Genomic DNA, 21,128 nt, shown 5'->3' with positions numbered 1-21,128 from the left:
GAGGGGGCGGGGCCGTTCTCCGCGTGCCGTACGGGCGTCAGCCGGTGGTGAGCACCAGCTTGTGCTGGGTGGCCTTCTCGACCGCGTCCGGTGTGAACGCCCAGGCCAACAGCTTGCCCTTGAGCCAGAGGTCGGTCTGGTCGTTGTAGTTCGCGTGGAAGGCGTGGCCGGATTCGCCGCCGACGTTGATCCAGCGCGAGGAGTCCAGGTCGTTCAGGTCGACCACCATCCGCATCGACGGGATCCAGTCCACCTGGTAACCGGCCGCCGCGTTCCAGCCCGCCGCGTCGACCGCCGCCGAGCCGCCGGAGAGGCGGTACGGGCCGCGGTTGAGCAGCTTGTGGACGACGCCCGAGGCGATCGAGGAGTTGTCGGTGCCGAGGGTCTGCTCGCGCAGCTCCAGCTTGTGCAGGCGGCCCCAGCTCCAGGTGGAGATGTCCTTGCCGAGCAGCGAGGTGAGGTCCTGCCGGGCGTTCTTCATCGCCTCCTTGAGCAGGTTGTCCAGGCCCTTCTGCTCCTTGTGCTGGGAGTCGATGTACGTCCACCACGAGCTGTCGGGCTTGTCCAGCTGGGCGCGCACCACCTCGGTCCAGCGGTCGCCGCCGTCCGGCTGGGCCTTGCCCGGGTCGCGGGTGCCGCACTGGGTGACGATCTTGCTGGAGCTGTCCGGCTTGGTCGGGTCGTCCTGCTGGCGCACCAGCAGGCAGTTGTCCTTGGCCCGGATGTCGGCCGGGAACTTCTGGCCGAAGGCGAGGCTGAGCAGGTTGCGCCAGACGCCGTTGTAGTAGGCGGCGGCGGCCGAGTCGGCGTCCTGGTGGTAGTTCCAGTCCTTCAGCAGGTCCTGGGCCTGGCGCACGTACGGGTCGTCGATCTGCTGCTTGAGCAGCAGCGGGACCAGCGTCTTGGCCATGATGCTGGTGTTGTCCAGCTGCAGGGTCTGCATGTCGTCCGGCGAGATCTTGCCGTTGTTCTTGAGCAGGCCCTCGATCTGGTCGGTGATCTCCTTGGCCCGGGTGCCGTACTCCCAGTCCTTGGTCAGCGTGTACTTGTAGCTCGGGTCCACCACGGCCTGGTTGGCGGTGACGATGTAGCCGGAGGCCGGGTTGAAGCTGTACGGCAGGGCGTTGAAGGGGACCGGGTCCGGCTTCCACTGGTAGGAGGAGTCCCAGCCCGGGGCGGGCATGGAGCCGTCACCCTTGCCGCGCACCGGGATGACGCCCGGGGCCTGGTAGCCGATGTTCTTGGCGTCGGCGTAGATCAGGTTCTGCGCGGGGACGGCGAAGTCCTTGGCGGCGGCGCGGAAGTCGTCCCAGTTGCGGGCCTTGTCCAGCTCGAAGACGGCGTCCATGGTCCTGCCCGGGCTGAGCGCCGTCCACTGCAGGGCGACGCCGTAGCCGCCGGTACCGCGGTCGGGGGCGGAGCTGCCGTTGGGGGCGTACTTGCCGACGTTCTGCTGCTCGGTGCTCTGGTCGGAGATGAGCGGGGCGCCGGTCCGGGTGGTGCGGACGGTGATGGTGCGGTCCTCGCCGCCGGCGACCTTGATGGTCTCCTTGCGCAGGTCGAACTTCTCGTCCTTGCCGTCCACCTGGTAGGTGTCCGGGCCGGTGACCTTCTCCAGGTAGAGGTCGGTCACGTCGGCGCCCAGGTTGGTGAAGCCCCAGGCGACGTCCTTGTTGTGACCGATCACCACGCCGGGCATGCCGGCGAAGGTGAAGCCGGAGACGTCGAACTGGCAGGCCGGCGAGGCGGTCCGGCAGTGCAGGCCCATCTGGTACCAGACCGAGGGCAGGCCGGGGCCGAGGTGCGGGTCGTTGGCCAGCAGCGGCTTGCCGGTGGTGGTGTGCGAGCCGGCCACCACCCAGGAGTTGGAGCCGATGCCCTGGCCGGGGCGGCCGAGCAGCTGCGGCATCCCGTCGATCCGGTCGGTGAGGCCCTGGATCAGCGCCTTGGTGGTGGCAGCGCCCTGTGCGGTGCCACCGCCGGGGGCCGTGCCGGGCTGGGTGGAGCCGTCGGCCGGGCGGTAGGTGTCACCGCTGACGGTGCCGGTCTTCACGATCGTGCCGTTGCGGGAGTACGGGTACTCCGGGTACAGCTCGGCGATCTTGTCCGGGCCGAAGTCCTGGGCGAGCAGCGAGCGGTCGATCTCCTCCTGGAGGTTCCCGGAGAGGTTCCAGGCCATCGCCTTGAGCCAGGCCACCGAGTCCACCGGGGTCCACTGCTCGGGCTTGTAGCCGCTGTTGACGGCGCCGAGCATGACGTACTCCAGCGATGCCTTCTCCCCGCCGGGGTGCTCGGAGAGCCAGGCGTTCACGCCGTCCGCGTAGGCCTGGAGGTACTTCTTGGTCTCCGGCGAGAGCTTGTTGTCGTACTCCTTCTGCGCCACCTGGCGCCAGCCCATGGTGCGGATGAAGGAGTCGGTGTCGACCTGGCTGTCGCCGAACATCTCGGAGAGCCGGCCCGCGGTGATGTGCCGGCGGACGTCCATCTCCCAGAAGCGGTCCTGGGCCTGGACGTAGCCCTGGGCGCGGAACAGGTCCTCGGAGGTGTCCGCGTACAGCTGCGGGATGCCGTTGGCATCGCGCTTGACGTCGACCGGCGCGCTCAGGCCCGCCACCTTGACCGTGCCGTCCACCTCCGGGAAGGACGCACGGACCGCGGTGACCCCGCGGTAGCCGCCGTAGCCGACGCCGGCCACCAGCAGCACGACCAGCACGATCACGATCAGACGGGCGCGCCGGAACTTCTTCGAGCGGGGCATCTGGGTCCTTGCGGTCCTGACTTCGGGGCGGGCGGGCGTGTCCAGGGCCTGGGGCCGTGACAGGGAACCACATTAGGCCGAGTCGGCGGAGGGCTGTGAACGGGGGACCAAGCTAAAGATATGGCAAAATGTTAGACTGAGTAACGATCCGCAACAGGAGCATTGACGACTTCTTAGCGGGCCGGTGCTCGACAGCACCCCTCTCTGTACACACGGAACACCTCCGTACCAGCTGACAGCTCCACCACCGACCCCCTGCACCACCCGACATCCCCGCACCGCCGATCCCTCCTGCACCACCTGACACCCCGCCCGCCCATGCCTGCCCGAGGTGCCACTGCGTGAACGTCGCCCATCTGAACCAGCTCCTGCTCGAAGCCTCCGTGATCCTGCTCTTCGCGGTGATCGCCGTCCGGTTCTCGACCCGATCAGGACTGCCCAGTCTGCTGATCTACCTCGGGATCGGCGTGGCACTGGGCCAGAACGGGATCGGCGTCACCTTCAACAACGCCGAACTGACCCAGGTGCTCGGCTACGCGGCGCTCGTGGTGATCCTGGCCGAGGGCGGCCTCAAGACGAGCTGGCGCGAGGTCAGACCGGCGATGCCGGCGGCCACCGTGCTGGCCACCGTCGGCGTCGGGATCAGCGTCATCGTCACCGCGGCCGGTGCCCACTGGCTGGTCGGCCTGGAGTGGCGGACCTCGCTGCTGCTCGGCGCGATCGTCTCCTCCACCGACGCCGCGGCCGTCTTCTCGGTGCTGCGGATGGTCCCGCTGCCGCACCGGCTCACCGGCCTGCTGGAGGCCGAGTCCGGCTTCAACGACGCGCCCGTGGTCATCCTGGTCGTCGCCTTCGCCTCCGCCGGCGAACTGGACACCTGGTACGTGCTGCTCGCCACGATCGTCGCCGAACTGGCGATCGGCGCGGCGGTCGGCCTGGCCGTCGGCAAGCTCGGCGCGTTCGCGGTGAAGCACGTCGCGCTGCCCTCCTCCGGCCTGTACCCGATCGCCGTGGTGGCGCTGACCGTGCTCGCCTACGCCGGCGGCTCGCTGCTGCACGGCTCCGGCTTCCTCGCCGTCTACATCAGCGCGGTGATCCTCGGGAACTCCAAGCTCCCGCACGGACCGGCCGTGCGCGGCTTCGCCGACGGGCTCGCCTGGATCGGGCAGATCGGCATGTTCGTGCTGCTCGGACTGCTCGCCGCACCCGAGAGCATGGGCGACGCCGTGGTGCCCGCGCTGGTGATCGGCGGGGTGCTGGTGTTCCTGGCCCGGCCGCTGTCCGTGGTGCTCACGCTGACCCCGTTCAAGGTGCCGGGCCGCGAGCAGGCCCTGCTGAGCTGGGCCGGGCTGCGCGGGGCGGTCCCCATCGTGCTGGCCACCATCCCGGTGGTCTCCGGCGCGCACAAGGCCGAGGACGTGTTCAACATCGTCTTCATCCTGGTCGTCGTCTTCACCCTGCTCCAGGGACCGACGCTGCCCTGGATGGCCAAACGGCTGAAGATCGGCGAGGGCGCGATGGGCCAGGACCTCGACATCGAGTCCGCGCCACTGGAGAAGCTGCACGGGCACCTGCTGTCGGTCGCCCTCTCCCCGGCCTCGCGGATGTCCGGCGTGGAGATCAGCGAGCTGCGGCTGCCCAAGGGGGCGGCGGTCACCCTGGTGGTGCGGGAGGGCAACTCCTTCGTGCCGGACAAGGCGACGATGCTGCGCGGCGGGGACGAGCTGCTGGTGGTCACCACGGACGAGGTGAGCGAGGCCGCGGAGCGGCGACTGCGGGCCGTGGACAAGGGCGGCAAGCTGGCGGGGTGGTTGAACGGGCGGTGACGGCCGGGCGGTGACGGCCGGGCGGTGACGGCCGGGCGGTGACGGCCGGGCGGTGACGGCCGGGCGGTGACGGCCGGGCGGTGACGGCCGGGTAATGCCCGGCGGCGGTGACGGCCGACCGGCGGGGTGGCTGAACGGCCGGTGCCGGCTGGGGCTGCCGCTTGTGCCGGGGGCCCGGGCGAGGGCCTCCGGCCGGCCGCTGCGTCGTGGGTGGTCTGGCGGGATCTACGCGCGTAACTGTATGCTGGTTCGACTACGCCGTATAACTACCGTTAGACCACCCCCAGCATCTGCCTGACGCAGAGTTGGCGCGACCGCTCGGCGGCCGCGGTCCGGCCCCGGCCCACCAGGCCCGGCCGGCCCGGTATCTACCCCGGTCGACGCGCGAGAGGACGACTCTCGGCGCCGTCGGGGCCACCCCATGCCCTGCCGCGCTACCAGGCAGCAGGAAGGACCGACCGTGACGGCCCGCCGAACGGTCGAGATCGCCGCGGAATCCGCTCCGGACACCGCTCCGGGCACTGCTCCGGACACCGCGGCCAGCACCCCCGACAGCGTGACCGCACCCGCCAAGGTCGGGTACGGCGCGCTGCTGCGCACGCCCGGCGCCTGGACGTTCCTGGCCCCCGCCTTCATCGCGCGGCTGCCCTACGCGATGCTCAGCATGGGCATCCTGCTGCTCGTCAAGGACACCCACGGCTCGTACGGCACCGCCGGCACCGTCACGGCGATCGCCGCCGTCGCGCAGGCGCTGATCGGCCCGCAGACCGGGCGGCTCGCCGACCGGTACGGGCAGGCCGCCGTCCTCGTTCCGACCGTCGCGGTGCACGCGGCCTCGGTCGGCCTGCTGATCACGCTGGCACTCGGCCACGCGCCGGCCTGGAGCCTGTTCCTGGCCGCCGTTCCGGCCGGCGCGAGCGTGCCGCAGATCGGTGCGATGGTCCGGGCCCGCTGGATCGCCACCATCGGCGCCGACGGCGCGTCCGCCTCCTCGGCGGCCAAGGTGAGCACCGCGTTCGCCTTCGAGTCCGTGACGGACGAGTTCACCTTCGTGATCGGTCCGATCCTGGCCGCCAAGATCGCCACCTCGGTCAGTCCCGCCACCGCGCTGATCACGGAGGCCGCACTGACCTTCGTCGGCGGCCTGGTCTTCGCCACCCAGCGCCGCACCGCTCCCACCCGGACCGTCCCTCAGCCCGGCGCGCGACGCGCCTCCGCGCTGGCCTCGCCCGGCGTCCGACTGCTGGCCGGAGTGATCCTCGGGGTGGGGGCCGTGTTCGGCGGGATGCAGGTCTCGGTGAACGCCTTCGCCGACTCGGTCGGCCAGCACGACGCGGCCGGCACCGTGTACGGGATCTTCGCCGGCGGCTCGATGGTGGCCGGCGTGCTCTACGGCGTCATCGCCTGGCGGCGGGCCGTCCAGCACAGGATGGTCATCAGCTACGCGCTGCTGGTGGTGGGCTGCTCGACGCTGTGGGCGATGCCCAACCTCGTCACCCTGTCGATCGCCGGACTGTTCTGCGGTCTGGCCATCGCCCCGACCCTCATCAGCGGCTACACCCTGGTCGAGACCCTGGTCGAGGACGGGGCCAAGACCGAGGCCTTCACCTGGCTGACCGGCGCCATCGGCCTCGGCCTGGCCGTCGGCTCGATGGTGGCCGGGCGGCTGATCGACGGCCACGGGCCGTCCGCCGGGTTCCTGGTGCCGCTGGTCGGCGCCGGTCTGGGGCTGATCGCCCTGGTGTCGATGCGGCACCTGCTGGTCGCACCGGCCAGGAGCGGTCACGTGGTGGCGGGGTCCGGCGAGCGCGCCGCCTCGGCGCAGCTGGTCGGCGCGGCCAAGGGCTGAGCGGGCGGTCGAACGCGGCCCGTACCGGCTCATCTCACACCGGATTCGCTGGACTGATCCAACGGAATGCCGCATCATTGACCATCGTTAGCACTCATCAGGCGAGAGTGCCAGGAGGAAGACAAGTGCCCACGTACCAGTACCAGTGCACCGAGTGCGGCAACGGCCTGGAGGCGGTGCAGAAGTTCACCGACGAGGCGCTGACCACGTGCCCCGACTGCCAGGGACGGCTCCGCAAGGTCTTCTCGGCCGTGGGTGTCGTGTTCAAGGGCTCGGGCTTCTACCGGACCGACAGCCGCTCGTCCTCCAGCAGCTCGGTGGGCGCGGGTTCGTCCGCCGGCTCCTCGACGTCGTCGTCGGCGTCGGGTTCGTCGAGCGCTTCCGGTTCGTCGAGCTCGTCCAGCGCGTCCAGCAGCCCGGCCCCGGCCGCGAGCTGAGTTCGGCTCCCCGGATTCCGGGAGTTCCTGAGGCTTCACGGGAAGGCCCGTCGGCCCCGCTTCGCGCGGGGGTGACGGGCCTTTCGCGTGCTCTTCGTGCTCGCGTCCGGCCTTTCGTCAGCCCGGGGAGGTCGGGCTCACTCGCGTGGGTGTACGAAGTTGTCCACAGGGGCGGGGTTGTCCACAGGTTGTGGGAACCGGCTTTCCGGCGGTGACGGAAACGCGCATCGTGTGCTCACCGAACGGTGTCCGACCGCACGGTGAGCGCGCGGTGTCCGACCGCGCGGTGTCCGACCGCATCCTCCGGAGGTGCCCCGATGACGGCCATGAGCCTGTCCGTTCCGCTGCCCGCGCCCACCGTGCCGCCCCGGCAGGAGGTGCCGAGCTTCCCGCCGATCCGGCGCGGGTGCGGCGGGTGGCACCGCTGGCGCCGGGCCGTCCGACGGCGGGGCGGGGTGCCCGCGCTGGTACTGCTCGCGGTGGCCGCGGCGCTCGCCTTCGGGCCCGCGCGGGCCGGTCTGCCGCCGCCCTCGGGGGGCGCGGTGGGCCGTACGGATTGTCAATCCGCGCTTCCGGAGGATCACCCGTGACCCGGGAACGACTTCGTCGTTCGAGGCGGCATGAAAGGCTTCAAGGAATTTCTGCTGCGTGGAAATGTCGTCGAACTCGCCGTCGCCGTGGTCATCGGCGCGGCCTTCACCAACATCGTCAACGCCTTCGTCAAAGGCGTGATCAACCCGATCGTCGGCGCGTTCGGGACGAAGGACCTGGCGTCCTACAGTTCCTGCCTCAAGGGGCCCTGCGAGGTGAGCGGCACGGGTGAGGTCACGTCCGGAGTCCTCATCCTGTGGGGGTCGGTGCTCAGTGCCGCCCTGCAGTTCCTGATCACCGCCGTCGTCGTCTACTTCGTCCTCATCGTGCCCATGAACCGGTTGGCGGCCAGGCGCAGGACCGTCGTCGAGGAGGCGGCCGAGGCCGAGGCCCGGGAGGTCCAACTGCTGACCGAGATCCGCGACGCGCTGGTCACGGCGCGCTGATCCCCGTTCCCCGCCCTAGTCCCCGTGGTGCGGCGGGCGCTGGCTCAGGTACCAGTCCAGCCCCCGCCCACCGCTCTCCCCGGCTCCGGGGCGGTCGCCCCAGCCGGCGTCGGTGTCGTCCCGGGACTGCTGGTCCAGCGGATCGCGGAAGACCAGGCGGGCCTTGGCCCTGGCCGGGTCCGGGTCCGGGTCGCCCTGGGCCTTCGGCTCCCGCTGCCGCTGACCCTGCTCCTCCTGCCCCTGCTCTGCCTGTCGCTGCTCGCTCACCCTGTCCACCCTTTTCCCGATCACCTGTTCACGGTCTGACCTGTCCCTCCAGCCTAAGAGGCCCGCGACGCGCCACGGGCCCTGGTGCGGAGCGCTCCGCACCAGGGCCCGGGTGGTCGACCTCGGCCGTCGGCCGTCAGGCGGCTTCGAAGCCCGCGTGGTCGGCGATCTTCTTCAGTTCGGCCAGGGCGTGCTTCTCGATCTGACGGATCCGCTCGCGGGTGAGGCCGTGCTGCTTGCCCACCTCCGTGAGGGTGCGCTCGCGGCCGTCCTCCATGCCGTAGCGGGAGCGGATGATCGAGGCCGTGCGGTCGTCCAGCCGCCCGATCAGGTCGTCCAGCTCCTCGCGGCGGAGCATGACCATCACGGCGTCCTCGGGGGACGTCGCCCCGGTGTCCTCCACCAGGTCGCCGAACTGGGTCTCACCCTCGTCGTCGACCGACATGTTGAGGCTGACCGGGTCCCGCGCCCAGTCCAGCACGTCCTTGATCCGGGCCTCGGTGGTGTCCAGCTCGGCCGCGATCTCGGCCGGCTCCGCCTCGCGGCCCAGCTCCTTGGACTTCTCGCGCTGCACCCGGCGGATCCGGCCGAGCTCCTCGACCAGGTGCACGGGCAGCCGGATCGTGCGGGACTGGTCGGCGATCGAGCGGGTGATCGCCTGTCGGATCCACCACGTCGCGTAGGTGGAGAACTTGAAGCCCTTGGCGTAGTCGAACTTCTCGACGGCGCGCACCAGGCCGGCGTTGCCCTCCTGGATGAGGTCCAGCAGCGGCAGGCCGCTGCGCGGGTAGCGGCGGGCGACCGCCACGACCAGACGGAGGTTCGAGCGGATGAAGACGTCCTTGGCGCGCTCGGCGTCGGCGGCTATCGCCTCCAGCTCCTCGCGCGTGACGCCGTCGGGAAGTTCGCCCTCGTCCAGCATGTGCTGGGCGTACACGCCGGCCTCGATCCGCAGCGAGAGCTCGACCTCCTCGGCGGCATCGAGCAGGGGCGTCCTGGCGATCTCGTCGAGGTACATGCCGACCAGGTCACGGTCGGCCTCGAGGTTGGTCGGGCGGGCCGCGCGAGTCCGGTCGGCCCTGTCGCGAACGACGGCACGGGTGGCCATGCTTGCTCCCTTTGCTGGAATTGCCGAGGTCTGCCTGCCTGCCCGAGAGGGCAAGAAGTGCGGGCCCCGAGGGGCTCACACGTAACGATCTAACGAACAGATTCCGGACAACATTCCCAAGTCGCTCAGATTCTTCCCAGCAATGCAGTATCCTGCCGGTTTTCATCCCGGATCCGCACAGCACGTGACCGATCGAACACCTCAAGTGCCCGTCCACGACCACCCGTAGAGCACTTCTTCACCGGCCGCACACGCAACCGCCGCCCCTTCGTTGAACAGCCGAGCGGTCGCACACGTTCCCGCGCGCCCCCGACCCCCGCCCGCGCCCACAACCCGGCGCACGCAGGTCCTCCGCACAAAAGATGCCGAATCGCTATCACCGCAGCTCCCGATCGGCCCAGGACGCTGGGAAGGTACCAGGCATGCACCTGACCAACAGCACGACTTCCGTCACTGTGCGTCAGCGTCGTCTCCTCCGGGACTCGTCGCTCGCGCTGGGCTGTGCCGCGCTGTTCTGCCTCCTCGCGACGCTGGTGACGGGCCACTGGCACCCCCTGCACCAGTTCGACCAGGCCTGGATCAGCGAACTCCACGACTACGCACGGGAACACCGGATCTGGACCGCCGCGGTGCAGACCCTCTCCGACATCGGCGGCCCCGTCACGATGCGTGCACTGCTCGGCATCGCGGCCACCTGGCTCTGGCTGATCGGCGCCCGGGTGCTGGCGGGCTGGACGGCCGCCCAGGCGCTGGTCGGCTGGGGCGCCCAGTGGGCGCTCAAGCTGGCCGTCGACCGGCAGCGGCCCACCTTCTCCGACCCGGTTTCGCACGCGGGCGGCCCGGCCTTCCCCTCCGGGCACGCGATGGCCTCGGCGATCACCTGTGCCGTCCTGGTCGGCCTGCTCTGGTACCGGGTCGACCGCCGCGGCCGGACCGCCGCCTGCACGGTGGCCGTCGCGACGGTGGTGACCATCGGCTGGACCCGGACCGCCCTCGGGGTGCACTGGCCCAGCGACGTGGTGGCGGGCTGGCTGGCCGCCGGCGTCGTCCTGGGCATCGTGACGGCCACGATCGAACTCTGGCGGCCGGGTGCGCTGGCGCGGGACGTACGGCGGGTCAACTGGCGCACCAGGCCCAGGGTCCAGCGGGTCATCGTGTCGTCCGTCCGGGCCCCGCGGACCGACGGACCGGACGCCGACGGACCGGACGCCTACGGACCGTCGGACGGCGACCTGCTGGACCCCGACCCCCTGGAGGACGGCCGGTCGGGCGACGGCCCGCTGGGCGGTGCCGAGTCGGACGTCCCCGGCCGGGACGGCCCGGGCGACCGCCCGGACGCGCCGGTCCGCTGAGGCGCTTCCAGCCGCCGCTGAGGTCGCCGAGGTCGCCGAGGCCGCTGGCCCCGGGGAACCGCCCCGGGAACGCCGAAGGTCCCCGCCGGACTCGGCGGAGGGCCCGGGGCGAGCAGGGCGGCGGTCAGCACCAGGAAGACGGCGCCGCAGACCGGTTGGCCCTCCCAGACGTGGCCGTTCGGCTGGTCTCGACCGCCACGCCGCCGTCCGCGAGCCGGGTCAGCGCGGTCTGGTGCCCGTCCGGCACGGCGATCTGGCGGCCCGTCATGCTGCGTCCGGAGGTGGCGGCGGCGGTGGTGGCGGCGGTGGTCGCGGTGGCGGTGGCGGTGGCGGTGGCGGTGGCGGTGGCGGTGGTCGCGCCCATGGCCCCCACCTGGTGCTGAGCGCGCTGTGCGCGATCGCCACCGGCCCGGCCGCCGGGGCCGCCACCCGGCGGGCCGTCCCGGCAGGGCCGCCCGGCTGACGAACCGCCGCGAACGGCCGCTGCCCGGGGCCGGGCCCGGCCCCCCGTGCCGGTCTCGAACCCGCAGGCCGGCGTGGGCGCGGCCCGCACCACCGCGAGCAGGATCGCGAGGTAGGGCGCCAGACCCTCAGTCATGCCGCTGTCCGGCCTGCTCGACACCTCGTAGGGGCTGGACGGGGGTAGAGCGCCGGCGCGACCACGGTGACGGCCGGGGGCAGCCGGTCGAGCGGAACGGTGTGCCGGAACACGGGTGCGCCGCCTTCGGGAGTCGTACGGCCTCGCGGGGGCCAGTCGGCGTGCCGCGACGCGGGCGTCCCGGTCCGGGCTCCGCGGAGGGTGGCGAGCACGATCTCGGTGAGCGTGGCCGAGTCCGGCACCGTGGCGCCGGGCGCCCGCGGCCGCTCCCCCAGGTCGGCCGTCTGCCGGTGGTGGCCGCGACCTTCCGCAGCCGGGCCGGGACGTCCTCCCGGGTGAGCGGGCCCAAGTCGGCCATCGGCTCGTCGGGCACCACCGGCGGCGACCGCTCGGCCAGTGCCGCCGCGAGCGCGACCTGGGTTCCACGACGGCAACCGGAGGTTTCCCCGACCCGTCGACCACATCCGGGGCAGGGGTTCCGGAACGGGATCGGAGAACGGCCACGTGCGGGGCGCCGCCGTGAGACCACGGTGGCCGGCCCGAAAGGGCGGGAATGCCGCAGGCCCTCCGCCCGGATGCGGACGGAGGGCCTGCGAGCTGCGGTTCTGTTGTGCCCCAGACAGGAATCGAACCTGCGACACCGGCTTTAGGAGAGCCGTGCTCTATCCCCTGAGCTACTGAGGCGTGGCCGGTCGGTGACCAGGCCGTTCACAGCGTACCGGATCGGGGGTGCGACAGGGGTGGCGGACCGGGGAACGGCGGAGGGGGAGCCGGGGCCGGCTCCCCCTCCGGGGTTCGGGGAGGGGAGGGGTCAGAGGAGGCGCAGCAGGCGGGACTCGATGGACGGCGGGTTGAGGTCGGACTGGAGGGCCACCGGGACCTCCACCTTGCCGTCGCCCGCGCCCACGCGCAGGGTGCCGATCTCCTTGCCCGCCTTCTCGCTGTGGTGGACGGCGGTCGGGTCCAGGGTGATGGTGCCGGTGACGCCCGGGAAGCCGGCCACCACGAGGTCCTTGGTCGCGACGACCGGGACCTTGCCGCCGAGCCCGTCGTCCACGGAGCCGACGACGTCACCCTTCTTCACCACGGTCTGGCCGGTCAGCCCGTTCTGCGCGGCCTGGATCTGCTTGCCGCTGACCTTGAGCACGGTGGGCAGGATGCCGTCGCCCGGGTTGGGCGAGGTGGCCTGCTGGCCCAGGGTGACGCCGAGGATCAGCCGCTTCACACCGCCGATCTCCTTGTAGGCGGCCCACATCAGGCAGCCGCCGGCCGGGGTGCTGGAGCCGGTCTTGACGCCGATGACGCCGGTCTTCGGGTTGATCAGGTTGTTGGTGTTGGAGATCTTCACGTTGTTGAACGTGGTGTCCGGGGTGGAGACGATCTGCCGGAAGATCTCGTCCTGCATGACCTGCTCGGCCAGCTTCAGCTGGTCCTTCGCGGTGGACTTGGTGTCCGCGTTGAAGCCCGCCGGGTCGGCGTAGGTGGTGTTGGTCATGCCGAGCTTGGCCGCGGTGTCGTTCATCAGCTTGACGAACGCCTCCTCGGAGCCGGAGTGGAAGCGGGCGAGCAGCCGGGCCACGTTGTTGGCCGACGGCAGCATCAACAGCTCCAGCGCCTGGTACTCGGTGAGCTCCTGGTTCTCGACGAGGGTCACCCGGGACTCGTCGGCGTTGCCGGACTCCTGCGCGGCCTGCTTGTCGACCTTGATCGTCGGTCCGCTCTGCCCCTTCTTCAGCGGGTACTTCTGCAGGATCAGATAGGCGTTCATCACCTTGGTGACGCTGGCGATCGACGCCGGCGTCTCCTGCCCCGAGCTGCCCAGGTTGCCGACGCCGACCACCTCGGCGGCGGACTGACCCTTGGTCGGCCAGGCCAGGTCGAGCTGGTCGCCGGAGAAGCTGAAGCTGCCCGCGGTCGTCATCCGCGTCTTCGGGTCCGGCAACGGGCGCAGCAGCTGGGCCACCACCACGGCGCCGAGCACCACGGCCAGGAACACCGTCCAGATGGTGATCCGCTTGAGCGCGCGCCGCAGCGGGGAGACCGGCCGGGCGTTGAGGGTGGCCAGCACCTCCATCGCCTCGGCCGTGTTCTCGGGCGAGGGCTCCGGCTGGGGCTGCGGAGCGGGTTGGGGAGCGGGCTGCGGGGAGGGCCGCGGCGGGACGGGCGGCATCGGCCTCGGGTCCGGCTGCGGCAGCGGCGGCGGCGTGGGGGCGGGGCCCGGCACGGGCTTCGGGGCCGGGCCGGGCAGCGGTGCGGGGCCCGGGGTCGGCTCGGGTTCGGGGAGGGGCTTGGGCGTCGGATCCGGAACGGGGGTCGGCTCGGGCGCCGGAGTGGGCTCCGGAGGTTCGGGCACTGTCCCGCCGGCGGGGGCCGCGGGGGCGCTCAGCGGCTTGGGCTTCTCCAGCTTCTGGGTCAGGTCCGACTGGCCCGACTCCTCGGCATTCCGACCGGGCTGCCCGCCCTTGGCCAAGGTCAGGGTTGCGGTGGCACCTGCGGGAGAGTCGGCGTCAGTCTCCGTGTCAGGGGCGGGCTCGGCTTCTGCAGGAGCGTCCTGCTTCCGCGGGTCGGGCTTCTCGGCGGCGGCCTTCTCGGCGGCGGCGGGCGCGTCGGCGGCGCCGCCGGTCTTCTCCGCAGCCTTCTCGTCGGTCTTCTCCGCAGCCTTCTCGTCCGCCTTCTCGTCGGCCTTCTCCGCAGCCGCTGAAGGCGTCCGCATGGCGAGACGCGGGTCGGCGACGGGCTGCTGCTCGGCGGCCTCCTTCACCCCGTCAGTCTTCGGCGAGTCCTTCTTCTTCCCCGCCGAACCACCGGAACCGTCGTCGCCAGCAGGCTTCACCAGCTCCTCGGGCAGCCGCAGCGCGGTGGTCTTGTTGTCCACCGGCAGCCGTAGCATCGTCGTCCGGCTGTCCACATCCCGGACACGGAGCTGTACGGTCGAACCACCCTTGGCGCCCGCCTTCGGCGTGTCGGCGGATGCCTCGGCCGCAGTCTCGGCCGCGGTCTCCTCCGCGTTCCCCGCCGCGGTCTCGGCCGAGCCGTCGCCCGAGCCGTCGCCCGAGCTCTCCGCGGACGCGTCCGCGGCGGCCTCGGCTGACGCCTCGGCAGTCGGCGCACCGGTCCGTTCGCGTTCGCGGTCCTGCTCCCGCTCGCCGTCCCTCAGCACCCTGTCGGGGGACTCGCCCACGTATCCCAGCCTCCTCAACGCCCGGCGGGGCACCGGTAGACCCGATTTCGGGAAGCCGATGCCCCGCCCCGTGTACCTGTACAGTCTCCGCCACCGACGGCGGATCCAGCCGCGCACACCCCGCCCGACCGGCGCTTATTGCCGCCGCACGGCCGCACCGTGGTCTGTTCAAGAGTCAGACGCCGGGCCGGAGGCCGCCGGTTCCGCGCCTTCACCGCAAGGTCACGATTCGGAGGCGTACTCGACAAGCCCGTGTGAGAGGCGTCACCCTGTCTCTCATCCACGCGGGGAGGCTTGGATGGGCAAGAGCCGCAGAACTGTTCCCGAGGAACTCTTGCTGCTCGCTTTGGACCCGACCACGGGTACCACGGCGCAGCCGCAGACCCTCGACCTCGGACTCGCCGGGGCGCAGCTCGTCGAGCTGTCCCTGGCCGGACGGATCGTACCGGAGGGCGACCGGATCGCCGTCGTGCTCGCACGGCCGACCGGTGACCCGACCCTCGACCACGCGCTGGAACTGCTGCGACGACGCGGCAGTCCGGTCCGCGCGGCGCACTGGATCGGCGGGCCCCGGCTGGGGCTACGACAGACGTACCTGGCGCACCTCGAACGCTGCGGCATGGTCACGGCCGTGCCGGGGCAGGTGTGCGGGGTGCTGCCGACGACCCGGTACCAGGCGTCCGACGACTGCACCAACGCCGCGATCAAGCAGCGGCTGGACACCGCGATCCGCACCGGCGTGCCGCCGGACCCGCGGACGGCCGCGCTCGCGGCCCTCGCCCACTCGGTGGGGCTGGGCAAGCACCTGTACCCGGGCAACGAGGGCCGGTCCTCACGGTCGCGACTGCGCGACCTGATCCGGTACGACCCGCTGGGCGGGATGGTCGCGCACGCCGTGATGGACGTGCAGAACGGCCTGCCTACGCAGCAGAACCGTTCATCCCAGGGTTCCGGGCCCAGTACCGGTCGTTCCGGCGCCCGCGCCGCGGTTCGGCCCTCGGGCGGGCGGGTCACCGCTCCGCGGGTCGCGGTCCGCTGATCCGCACCGCCGACGGCGCGCACCCCGCCGTTCACGCTCCTCGAAGGCGCTGAACCACCAGCCGCGCGACCCGGCACCACCCACAGCACCGGTACCGAGCAGCGCCACCGGCACCATCCCTGCACCACCGGCACCATCCCTGCACCAGCAGTGGCACCGAGGGGCGGTCGCCCCGCGACGCAAGTCGCCCGGCGACCGCCCCTCTGCCGTTCCCGGAGGCCCGTCGAGGTCCTCCGCTCATCACCGGTCCGAGTCGCCGAGCCGCATTACCACCTAGGAGCTTCCGCTGTCTCACGGACGCGCTTTTCCGATGGTCTGTTCTACTGCGCTGCTGTGATTCCCCGGCGCCGACCTGGCCCAAGGTGACATGCTGCTCCGAGTCAGGGGGGTTGGTCCCAATGTCCGACGTGTTCCGAGGGCTGCCGTTCCAACGATCACCAGAGGTTCGGCCGGAGGTCGACGTGTCCGCGAACATCAATCCCACCGTGCGCCGCCGGCGGCTCGGCTCGGAGCTGCGCAAGCTCCGCGAGGGCCTGGGGATGACGGCGGAGGAGGTGGCAGGCCGTCTGATGGTCTCCCAGTCGAAGATCAGCCGACTGGAGAACGGCCGCCGCAGCATCAGCCAACGCGACGTGCGCGACCTCTGCGACGTGTACAACGTGGCCGACGAACAGATGCGCAACAGTCTGATGGAGATGGCCAAGGAGTCCCGCCAGCGCGGCTGGTGGCACGACTTCAACGACATGCCGACGCCGTACAGCGTCTACATCGGCCTGGAGGCCGAGGCCTCCTCGATCCGCGCGTACGAGTCCTCCTTCGTCCCCGGGCTGCTGCAGACCGAGCAGTACGCCCAGGCGGTGGTCGAGGGCACCCAGCCGGACACCGACGCGATAGCGGTGCAGCGCCGGGTGCAGGTGCGGATGAAGCGCCAGGAGCGGATCCAGGGCGACAACCAGCTCGGCAGCCTGTGGACCGTGATAGACGAGGCGGCGCTGCGCCGCGAGGTGGGCAGCCGCGAGATCATGGCCCGGCAGCTGCGGCAGATGCTGGAGCTGAGCCTGCGTCCGAACATCACCATCCAGGTGATCCCGTTCTCGCACGGCGCCCATCCCGGCATGACCGGGACATTCTCCCTGCTGGAGTTCCCTGAGTCAGCCGATTCCACGGTTGTCTACTTCGAAGGTGTGACGAGCGATCTCTACCTGGAGAAGGAGGCCGATGTGCGCCGCTATACCGGTCTTTACGACTACCTGAGAGCGGCCGCACTCGGTGTCACGGAGAGCCGGTCGCTGATAGCCGACATCGAAAAGGGATACCACGAATGATCAACCCCGCCGAGCACGGACCCCGTTGGCGCAAGAGCAGTCACAGTGGAGGCCAGGGCGCCTGTGTGGAGATCGCCGGCCCGGCCGCGGGGGCGGTCGCGGTCCGGGACTCCAAGGACCCGGCGGGCCCGCAGCTGCGTTTCTCCACCGAGGCCTGGAACGCCTTCGCGTCCGCCGTGGCGGCGGGGGCCTTCGGCGAGGTCTGAACCGGATCGGTGCTCGGCCCAGTTGCCCGTAGCGGTGTCCGTCGCCCCGAACGGCGGCCGGTGCCACGGGCAACTGCCGTGTCGAGGACTCCCCTTCGGAGCACGACTCCTTCGAAGCACGGCCCCTTCACAGCACGACCGCTTCACAGCACGACCGCCTCACAGTGACGAGCGGTCAGTGCGCCACCGGGTAGCGGGCAACCCAGTCGGCCCCCTCCGCGGTCTGCCGGTCGTGCAGTTCGGTGCCGTGCATCAGCTCCAGTGCGAAGTCGTCGGCGAGTTCGAGGATCGCGCCGCGCCCCTCCAGCCCCGCCACCAGGCCCGGAGGCAGCGCGGTGTCGCCGTGCAGCACCCCGAGCAGGTTGCCGCAGATCGCGCCGGTGGAGTCGCTGTCCCCCGAGTGGTTGACGGCCAGCAGCAGCCCCGAGCGCACGTCGTGGGCGACCAGCGCGCAGTAGACCGCGATGGCGAGCGCCTCCTCGGCGACCCACCCCTCCCCCAGCGCCTCGACCCGCTCGGCGGACGGTTCACCGGCCCGCACCGCGTCCAGCGCGGCCCGCAGGGCGGCGGTCGTCTCCTCGTGCGCCTGCCGCTCGGAGAGCAGGGCCAGCGCCAGGTGGACGCCCTCCTCCAGGGTGCCGCCGCGGGCCACCGACTGGACGATCACCGCGAGCGCGCCCGCCGCGAGGTAGCCCGTGGGGTGGCCGTGGGTGAGCACCGAGCACTCCACCGCGAGCTGGAACACCAGCCCCGGCTCCCAGGTGGTGAGCAGCCCGAACGGCGCCGCGCGCACCACCGTGCCGCAGCCCTTGGAGTGCGGGTTCTTCGGCCGTTCCAGGGTCCCGAGCCGCTCGCCGTCCGGCCCGGTGAGGCCGGTCAGGCAGCCCTGGCCGGGGGCGCGCCGGGCGTACAGCCACTCCTCGCGGCCGAGCCAGCCGAGGTCGGGGCGGCGCTCGTCCGGGCCCCAGTCGCGCTGGGTGGCGGCCCAGCGCAGGTAGGCCAGGTGGAGGTCGGTGGGCGGGTGCCAGCTGCCGGTGTCGCGCCGGATGTGGGCGCGGATCAGGCCGTCCACCGTGAACAGGCTGAGTTGGGTGTCGTCGGTGACGGCTCCGGTGCGCCCGTACGCGGGGACGTAGCCGGTGACGCCCTGCGGGCCGTGCTGGGCCCGGATCCTCTCCAGCGGCTCGAACTCGACGCCGGCGCCGAGCGCGTCACCGATGGCACCGCCGAGCAGGCAGCCGCGCACCCGGCTGCGGAAGTCCTGCTGCTGGGCTCGTGACCACAGTGGCATCACGACGGGGCGCCTTTCGTCGGGGTGGGGGCCGGTCCGCGCGACGCACGGCCGTGGCGCGCGCCCTGGCACTGTATTCGAAGGCGCGAGCGGGACGACGGCCTCCCTCGCACTTCGGTTCCCCACCCCGGCCGCTCCCCCGGGACGGGCCCCGGGAGCGGCCGGGGCCCCGCGACCGGCCTCAGTCCAGGACGGGCAGCAGCTCCGGCAGGTGCCCGTCCGAGGCCAGTGCCACCGCCCGGCGCTCGGCCGGGACCTCGTCGTACAGGGTGGTGCGCTGGCGGTGCGGTCGGCCCGCGGCCTCGGCGATCGCCTGGAGGCCGCGCACCGACTTGTAGCTGCCGTACGCCGAACCGGCCATCCGCGAGATGGTCTCCTCCATCAGCGTGCCGCCCAGGTCGTTGGCGCCCGAGCGGAGCATCTCGGCCGCGCCCTCCGCGCCGAGTTTGACCCAGCTGGTCTGGATGTTGGGGATGTGCGGGTGCAGCAGCAGCCGAGCCATCGCGACCACCGCGCGGTTGTCCCGGGCGGTCGGGCCGGGGCGGGCGATGCCGGCCAGGTAGACCGGGGCGTTGGTGTGGATGAACGGGAGGGTGACGAACTCGGTGAAACCGCCCGTCCGCTGCTGGATCCCGGCGAGCAGCCGCAGGTGGCCGAGCCAGTGCGCGGGGGTGTCCACGTGCCCGTACATCATCGTGGACGAGGAGCGGATGCCCAGCTCGTGCGCGGTGGTGACCACCTCGACCCAGGTCGCGGCCGGCAGCTTGCCCTTGGTGAGCACCCAGCGGACCTCGTCGTCGAGGATCTCGGCGGCGGTGCCCGGGATGGTGTCCAGGCCGGACTCCTTGGCCCGTTGCAGCCAGTCGCGGATCGAGAGGCCGGTCCTGGTCGCGCCGTTGACCACCTCCATCGGGGAGAAGGCGTGCACGTGGATGCCGGGGACGCGCTCCTTCACCGCGCGGGCGATGTCGAAGTAGGCGGTGCCGGGCAGGTCCGGGTGGATGCCGCCCTGCATGCACACCTCGGTGGCGCCCACCTCCCAGGCCTGGGCGGCCCGTTCGGCGACCTGCTCCAGGGAGAGGGTGTAGGCGTCGGCGTCGGTGCGGCGCTGGGCGAAGGCGCAGAAGCGGCAGCCGGTGTAGCAGACGTTGGTGAAGTTGATGTTCCGGGTGACGCAGTAGGTGACGTCCTCGCCGACCGCGTCGCGGCGGACGGCGTCGGCGATCCCGCACAGGGCGTCCAGCGCCGGGCCGTCCGCGTGGAACAGCGCGAGCGCGTGGTCGTCGGTGAGCCGGGTCGGGTCGTCGGCGGCCACCGCCAGCGCCTCGCGCAGGTCCCCGGCGAGGCGTTCGGGCGCGCCCTTGGCCAGTACCTGTTCGCGCAGCACCTCCCAGTCGCCGTACACGTCCTCGAAGTCGGCCCGGCGGTCGCCGGTGCGGCCCTCGGTGTCGACGGCGGTGTGCAGGTCGGTCCGGCCGTACGACTCCGGGAGGTCCTCGGGTTCCTGCCACGGACGGCCCTGGACCACGGCGTCCGGGTCCGCCAGGCCGGTGGCCGGGTCGGCCAGGGCGCGGACGTGCGGCAGCACCCGCGGATCCAGCCAGGGTTCACCGCGCAGCACGTACTCGGGGTAGACGGCCAGGCGCTCGCGCAGCTCGAAGCCGGCCGCGGCGGAACGTTCGGCCAGGCGGTCGATCTGCGGCCAGGGGCGCTCGGGGTTGACGTGGTCAGGGGTGAGCGGGGAGACGCCTCCCCAGTCGTCGATGCCGGCCGCGATCAGCCGCTCGTACTCGCCGTCCACCAGGTTCGGCGGCGCCTGGAGGCAGGCCGTGGGGCCCATCAGGTGCCGGGCGACCGCCACCGTGGCCACCAGCTCGTCGAGTTCGGCGTCGGGCATGCCGCGCATCGCCGTGTCCGGCTTGGCGCGGAAGTTCTGCAGGATCAGCTCCTGGACGCCGTGGTAGGCCCGGGAGACCTTGCGCAGCGCGAACAACGACTCGGCGCGCTCCCGGTACGTCTCGCCGATGCCGATCAGCAGGCCGCTGGTGAACGGGACGGAGCTGCGGCCCGCGTCCTCCAGCACCCGCAGCCGGACGGCCGGTTCCTTGTCCGGGGAGCCGTGGTGGGGGCCGCCGGGCTCGCTCCACAGCCGGGTCGCGGTGGTTTCCAGCATCATCCCCATCGAGGCGGAAACCGGCTTGAGTCGCTGGAAGTCCGTCCAGCTCAGCACCCCGGGGTTGAGGTGCGGCAGCAGGCCGGTCTCCTCCAGGATGCGGATGGACATCGCCCGGACGTAGGCGATGGTGTCGTCGTAGCCGTGCGCGTCCAGCCACTCGCGGGCCTCGGGCCAGCGGTCTTCGGGCTTGTCGCCGAGCGTGATCAAGGCTTCCTTGCAGCCGAGTTCGGCCCCGCGCCGGGCCACCTCCAGCACCTCGTCCGGGGACATGTACATCCCGTGCCCCTCCCGGCGCAGCCTGCCGGGGACGGTGGCGAAGGTGCAGTAGTGGCACTTGTCGCGGCAGAGCCGGGTGAGCGGGATGAAGACGCTCTTGGAGTAGGTGATGACGCCGGGGCGGCCGGCCGCCTCCAGGCCGGCTTCGCGCACCCGGGCGGCACTCGCGCACAGGTCGCGCAGGTCCTCGCCTCTGGCCTGGAGCAGCACGGCGGCCTCGGCCAGGTCGAGGGCCACGCCGTCCCGGGCGCGGCGCAGGGCGCGCCGCATGGCGTTGGCCGTCGGGGAGTTGCTTGCGTCCGTGGCGGTTCCGTCCATGGCGCGACCCTACGCCAGTGTGGTACGCCGGGATGACCCAACCCTGAGGCCGTCTCAGGGTCGACGTACCCACCAGGTTCACCT

The 21,128-nt window shown here is 71.8% G+C and carries 16 protein-coding genes and 1 tRNA gene; 9 read left to right on the top strand and 8 right to left on the bottom strand.

Annotated features, from left to right (window positions below):
* Positions 1–37 precede the first annotated feature (37 nt).
* Positions 38–2,758, bottom strand: coding sequence for a penicillin acylase family protein (locus ACH4J0_RS15775; RefSeq protein ID WP_396240312.1), 2,721 nt, complete (start codon positions 2,756–2,758; stop codon positions 38–40).
* A 341-nt stretch (positions 2,759–3,099) separates the two neighbouring features.
* Here ACH4J0_RS15775 and ACH4J0_RS15770 point away from each other — a divergent pair, with 341 nt between their 5' ends.
* The 5 genes from ACH4J0_RS15770 to mscL all read left to right on the top strand — a co-directional run bounded on the left by ACH4J0_RS15770 (position 3,100) and on the right by mscL (position 7,907).
* Entirely contained in the window at positions 3,100–4,584 is a 1,485-nt protein-coding gene (locus ACH4J0_RS15770; protein ID WP_396240310.1) for a potassium/proton antiporter, read from the top strand.
* Positions 4,585–5,140: 556 nt separating this feature from the next.
* A complete protein-coding gene (locus tag ACH4J0_RS15765; RefSeq protein ID WP_396240453.1) occupies positions 5,141–6,433 on the top strand; it encodes an MFS transporter in 1,293 nt (430 codons plus the stop codon).
* A 125-nt stretch (positions 6,434–6,558) separates the two neighbouring features.
* Positions 6,559–6,870 (top strand): FmdB family zinc ribbon protein, encoded by a 312-nt coding sequence (locus ACH4J0_RS15760; protein ID WP_396240308.1) that lies wholly within the window; start codon positions 6,559–6,561, stop codon positions 6,868–6,870.
* A 317-nt stretch (positions 6,871–7,187) separates the two neighbouring features.
* Positions 7,188–7,460 (top strand): hypothetical protein, encoded by a 273-nt coding sequence (locus tag ACH4J0_RS15755; RefSeq protein WP_396240306.1) that lies wholly within the window; start codon positions 7,188–7,190, stop codon positions 7,458–7,460.
* Between the two features lie 30 nt (positions 7,461–7,490).
* Complete coding sequence (gene mscL / locus ACH4J0_RS15750; RefSeq protein WP_396240304.1) at positions 7,491–7,907, top strand: large conductance mechanosensitive channel protein MscL; 417 nt, start codon at positions 7,491–7,493, stop codon at positions 7,905–7,907.
* A 15-nt stretch (positions 7,908–7,922) separates the two neighbouring features.
* Here the strand turns inward: mscL and ACH4J0_RS15745 are convergent, their stop codons facing one another.
* Positions 7,923–8,174: a hypothetical protein gene (locus tag ACH4J0_RS15745; RefSeq protein ID WP_396240302.1), complete on the bottom strand. Its 252-nt coding sequence runs from the start codon at positions 8,172–8,174 to the stop codon at positions 7,923–7,925.
* A 136-nt stretch (positions 8,175–8,310) separates the two neighbouring features.
* Positions 8,311–9,282 carry a sigma-70 family RNA polymerase sigma factor gene (locus tag ACH4J0_RS15740; protein ID WP_030286482.1) on the bottom strand — a complete coding sequence of 324 codons (972 nt, stop codon included), beginning with the start codon at positions 9,280–9,282 and terminating at the stop codon, positions 8,311–8,313.
* 422 nt (positions 9,283–9,704) lie between these two features.
* Between ACH4J0_RS15740 and ACH4J0_RS15735 the strand changes: the two genes are divergently transcribed.
* Complete coding sequence (locus ACH4J0_RS15735) at positions 9,705–10,634, top strand: phosphatase PAP2 family protein (protein WP_396240300.1); 930 nt, start codon at positions 9,705–9,707, stop codon at positions 10,632–10,634.
* A 124-nt stretch (positions 10,635–10,758) separates the two neighbouring features.
* Here the strand turns inward: ACH4J0_RS15735 and ACH4J0_RS15730 are convergent, their stop codons facing one another.
* From ACH4J0_RS15730 to ACH4J0_RS15720, 3 genes are all read right to left on the bottom strand, one after another.
* Positions 10,759–11,232, bottom strand: coding sequence for a hypothetical protein (locus ACH4J0_RS15730; RefSeq protein ID WP_396240298.1), 474 nt, complete (start codon positions 11,230–11,232; stop codon positions 10,759–10,761).
* 611 nt (positions 11,233–11,843) lie between these two features.
* Positions 11,844–11,916 (bottom strand) — tRNA-Arg (locus ACH4J0_RS15725).
* Between the two features lie 127 nt (positions 11,917–12,043).
* The gene (locus ACH4J0_RS15720) at positions 12,044–14,413 is read right to left on the bottom strand and encodes a D-alanyl-D-alanine carboxypeptidase (RefSeq protein WP_396240296.1); all 2,370 of its coding nucleotides are present in this window, start codon (positions 14,411–14,413) and stop codon (positions 12,044–12,046) included.
* A gap of 298 nt (positions 14,414–14,711) precedes the next feature.
* Between ACH4J0_RS15720 and ACH4J0_RS15715 the strand changes: the two genes are divergently transcribed.
* From ACH4J0_RS15715 to ACH4J0_RS15705, 3 genes are all read left to right on the top strand, one after another.
* Positions 14,712–15,452: a GPP34 family phosphoprotein gene (locus ACH4J0_RS15715; protein ID WP_396240294.1), complete on the top strand. Its 741-nt coding sequence runs from the start codon at positions 14,712–14,714 to the stop codon at positions 15,450–15,452.
* Between the two features lie 461 nt (positions 15,453–15,913).
* On the top strand, positions 15,914–16,777 hold the full coding sequence (locus ACH4J0_RS15710; protein ID WP_396240292.1) for a helix-turn-helix domain-containing protein: 864 nt from the start codon (positions 15,914–15,916) through the stop codon (positions 16,775–16,777).
* Positions 16,774–16,983 (top strand): DUF397 domain-containing protein, encoded by a 210-nt coding sequence (locus ACH4J0_RS15705; RefSeq protein ID WP_396240290.1) that lies wholly within the window; start codon positions 16,774–16,776, stop codon positions 16,981–16,983. Before ACH4J0_RS15710 ends, ACH4J0_RS15705 begins: the two co-directional genes overlap by 4 nt.
* Before the next feature lie 175 nt (positions 16,984–17,158).
* Here ACH4J0_RS15705 and ACH4J0_RS15700 read toward each other — a convergent pair whose 3' ends face one another.
* Both ACH4J0_RS15700 and ACH4J0_RS15695 read right to left on the bottom strand, forming a co-directional pair.
* Positions 17,159–18,274: an ADP-ribosylglycohydrolase family protein gene (locus ACH4J0_RS15700; RefSeq protein ID WP_396240288.1), complete on the bottom strand. Its 1,116-nt coding sequence runs from the start codon at positions 18,272–18,274 to the stop codon at positions 17,159–17,161.
* Between the two features lie 181 nt (positions 18,275–18,455).
* On the bottom strand, positions 18,456–21,044 hold the full coding sequence (locus ACH4J0_RS15695; RefSeq protein WP_396240286.1) for a bifunctional FO biosynthesis protein CofGH: 2,589 nt from the start codon (positions 21,042–21,044) through the stop codon (positions 18,456–18,458).
* Positions 21,045–21,128: the final 84 nt, after the last annotated feature.

The sequence above is a fragment of the Kitasatospora sp. NPDC017646 genome, assembly GCF_044329365.1.
Classification (GTDB): domain Bacteria; phylum Actinomycetota; class Actinomycetes; order Streptomycetales; family Streptomycetaceae; genus Kitasatospora.
The sequence above is the reverse complement of the archived record's forward strand: the minus strand, read 5'-3'. Positions and strand labels throughout refer to the sequence as shown.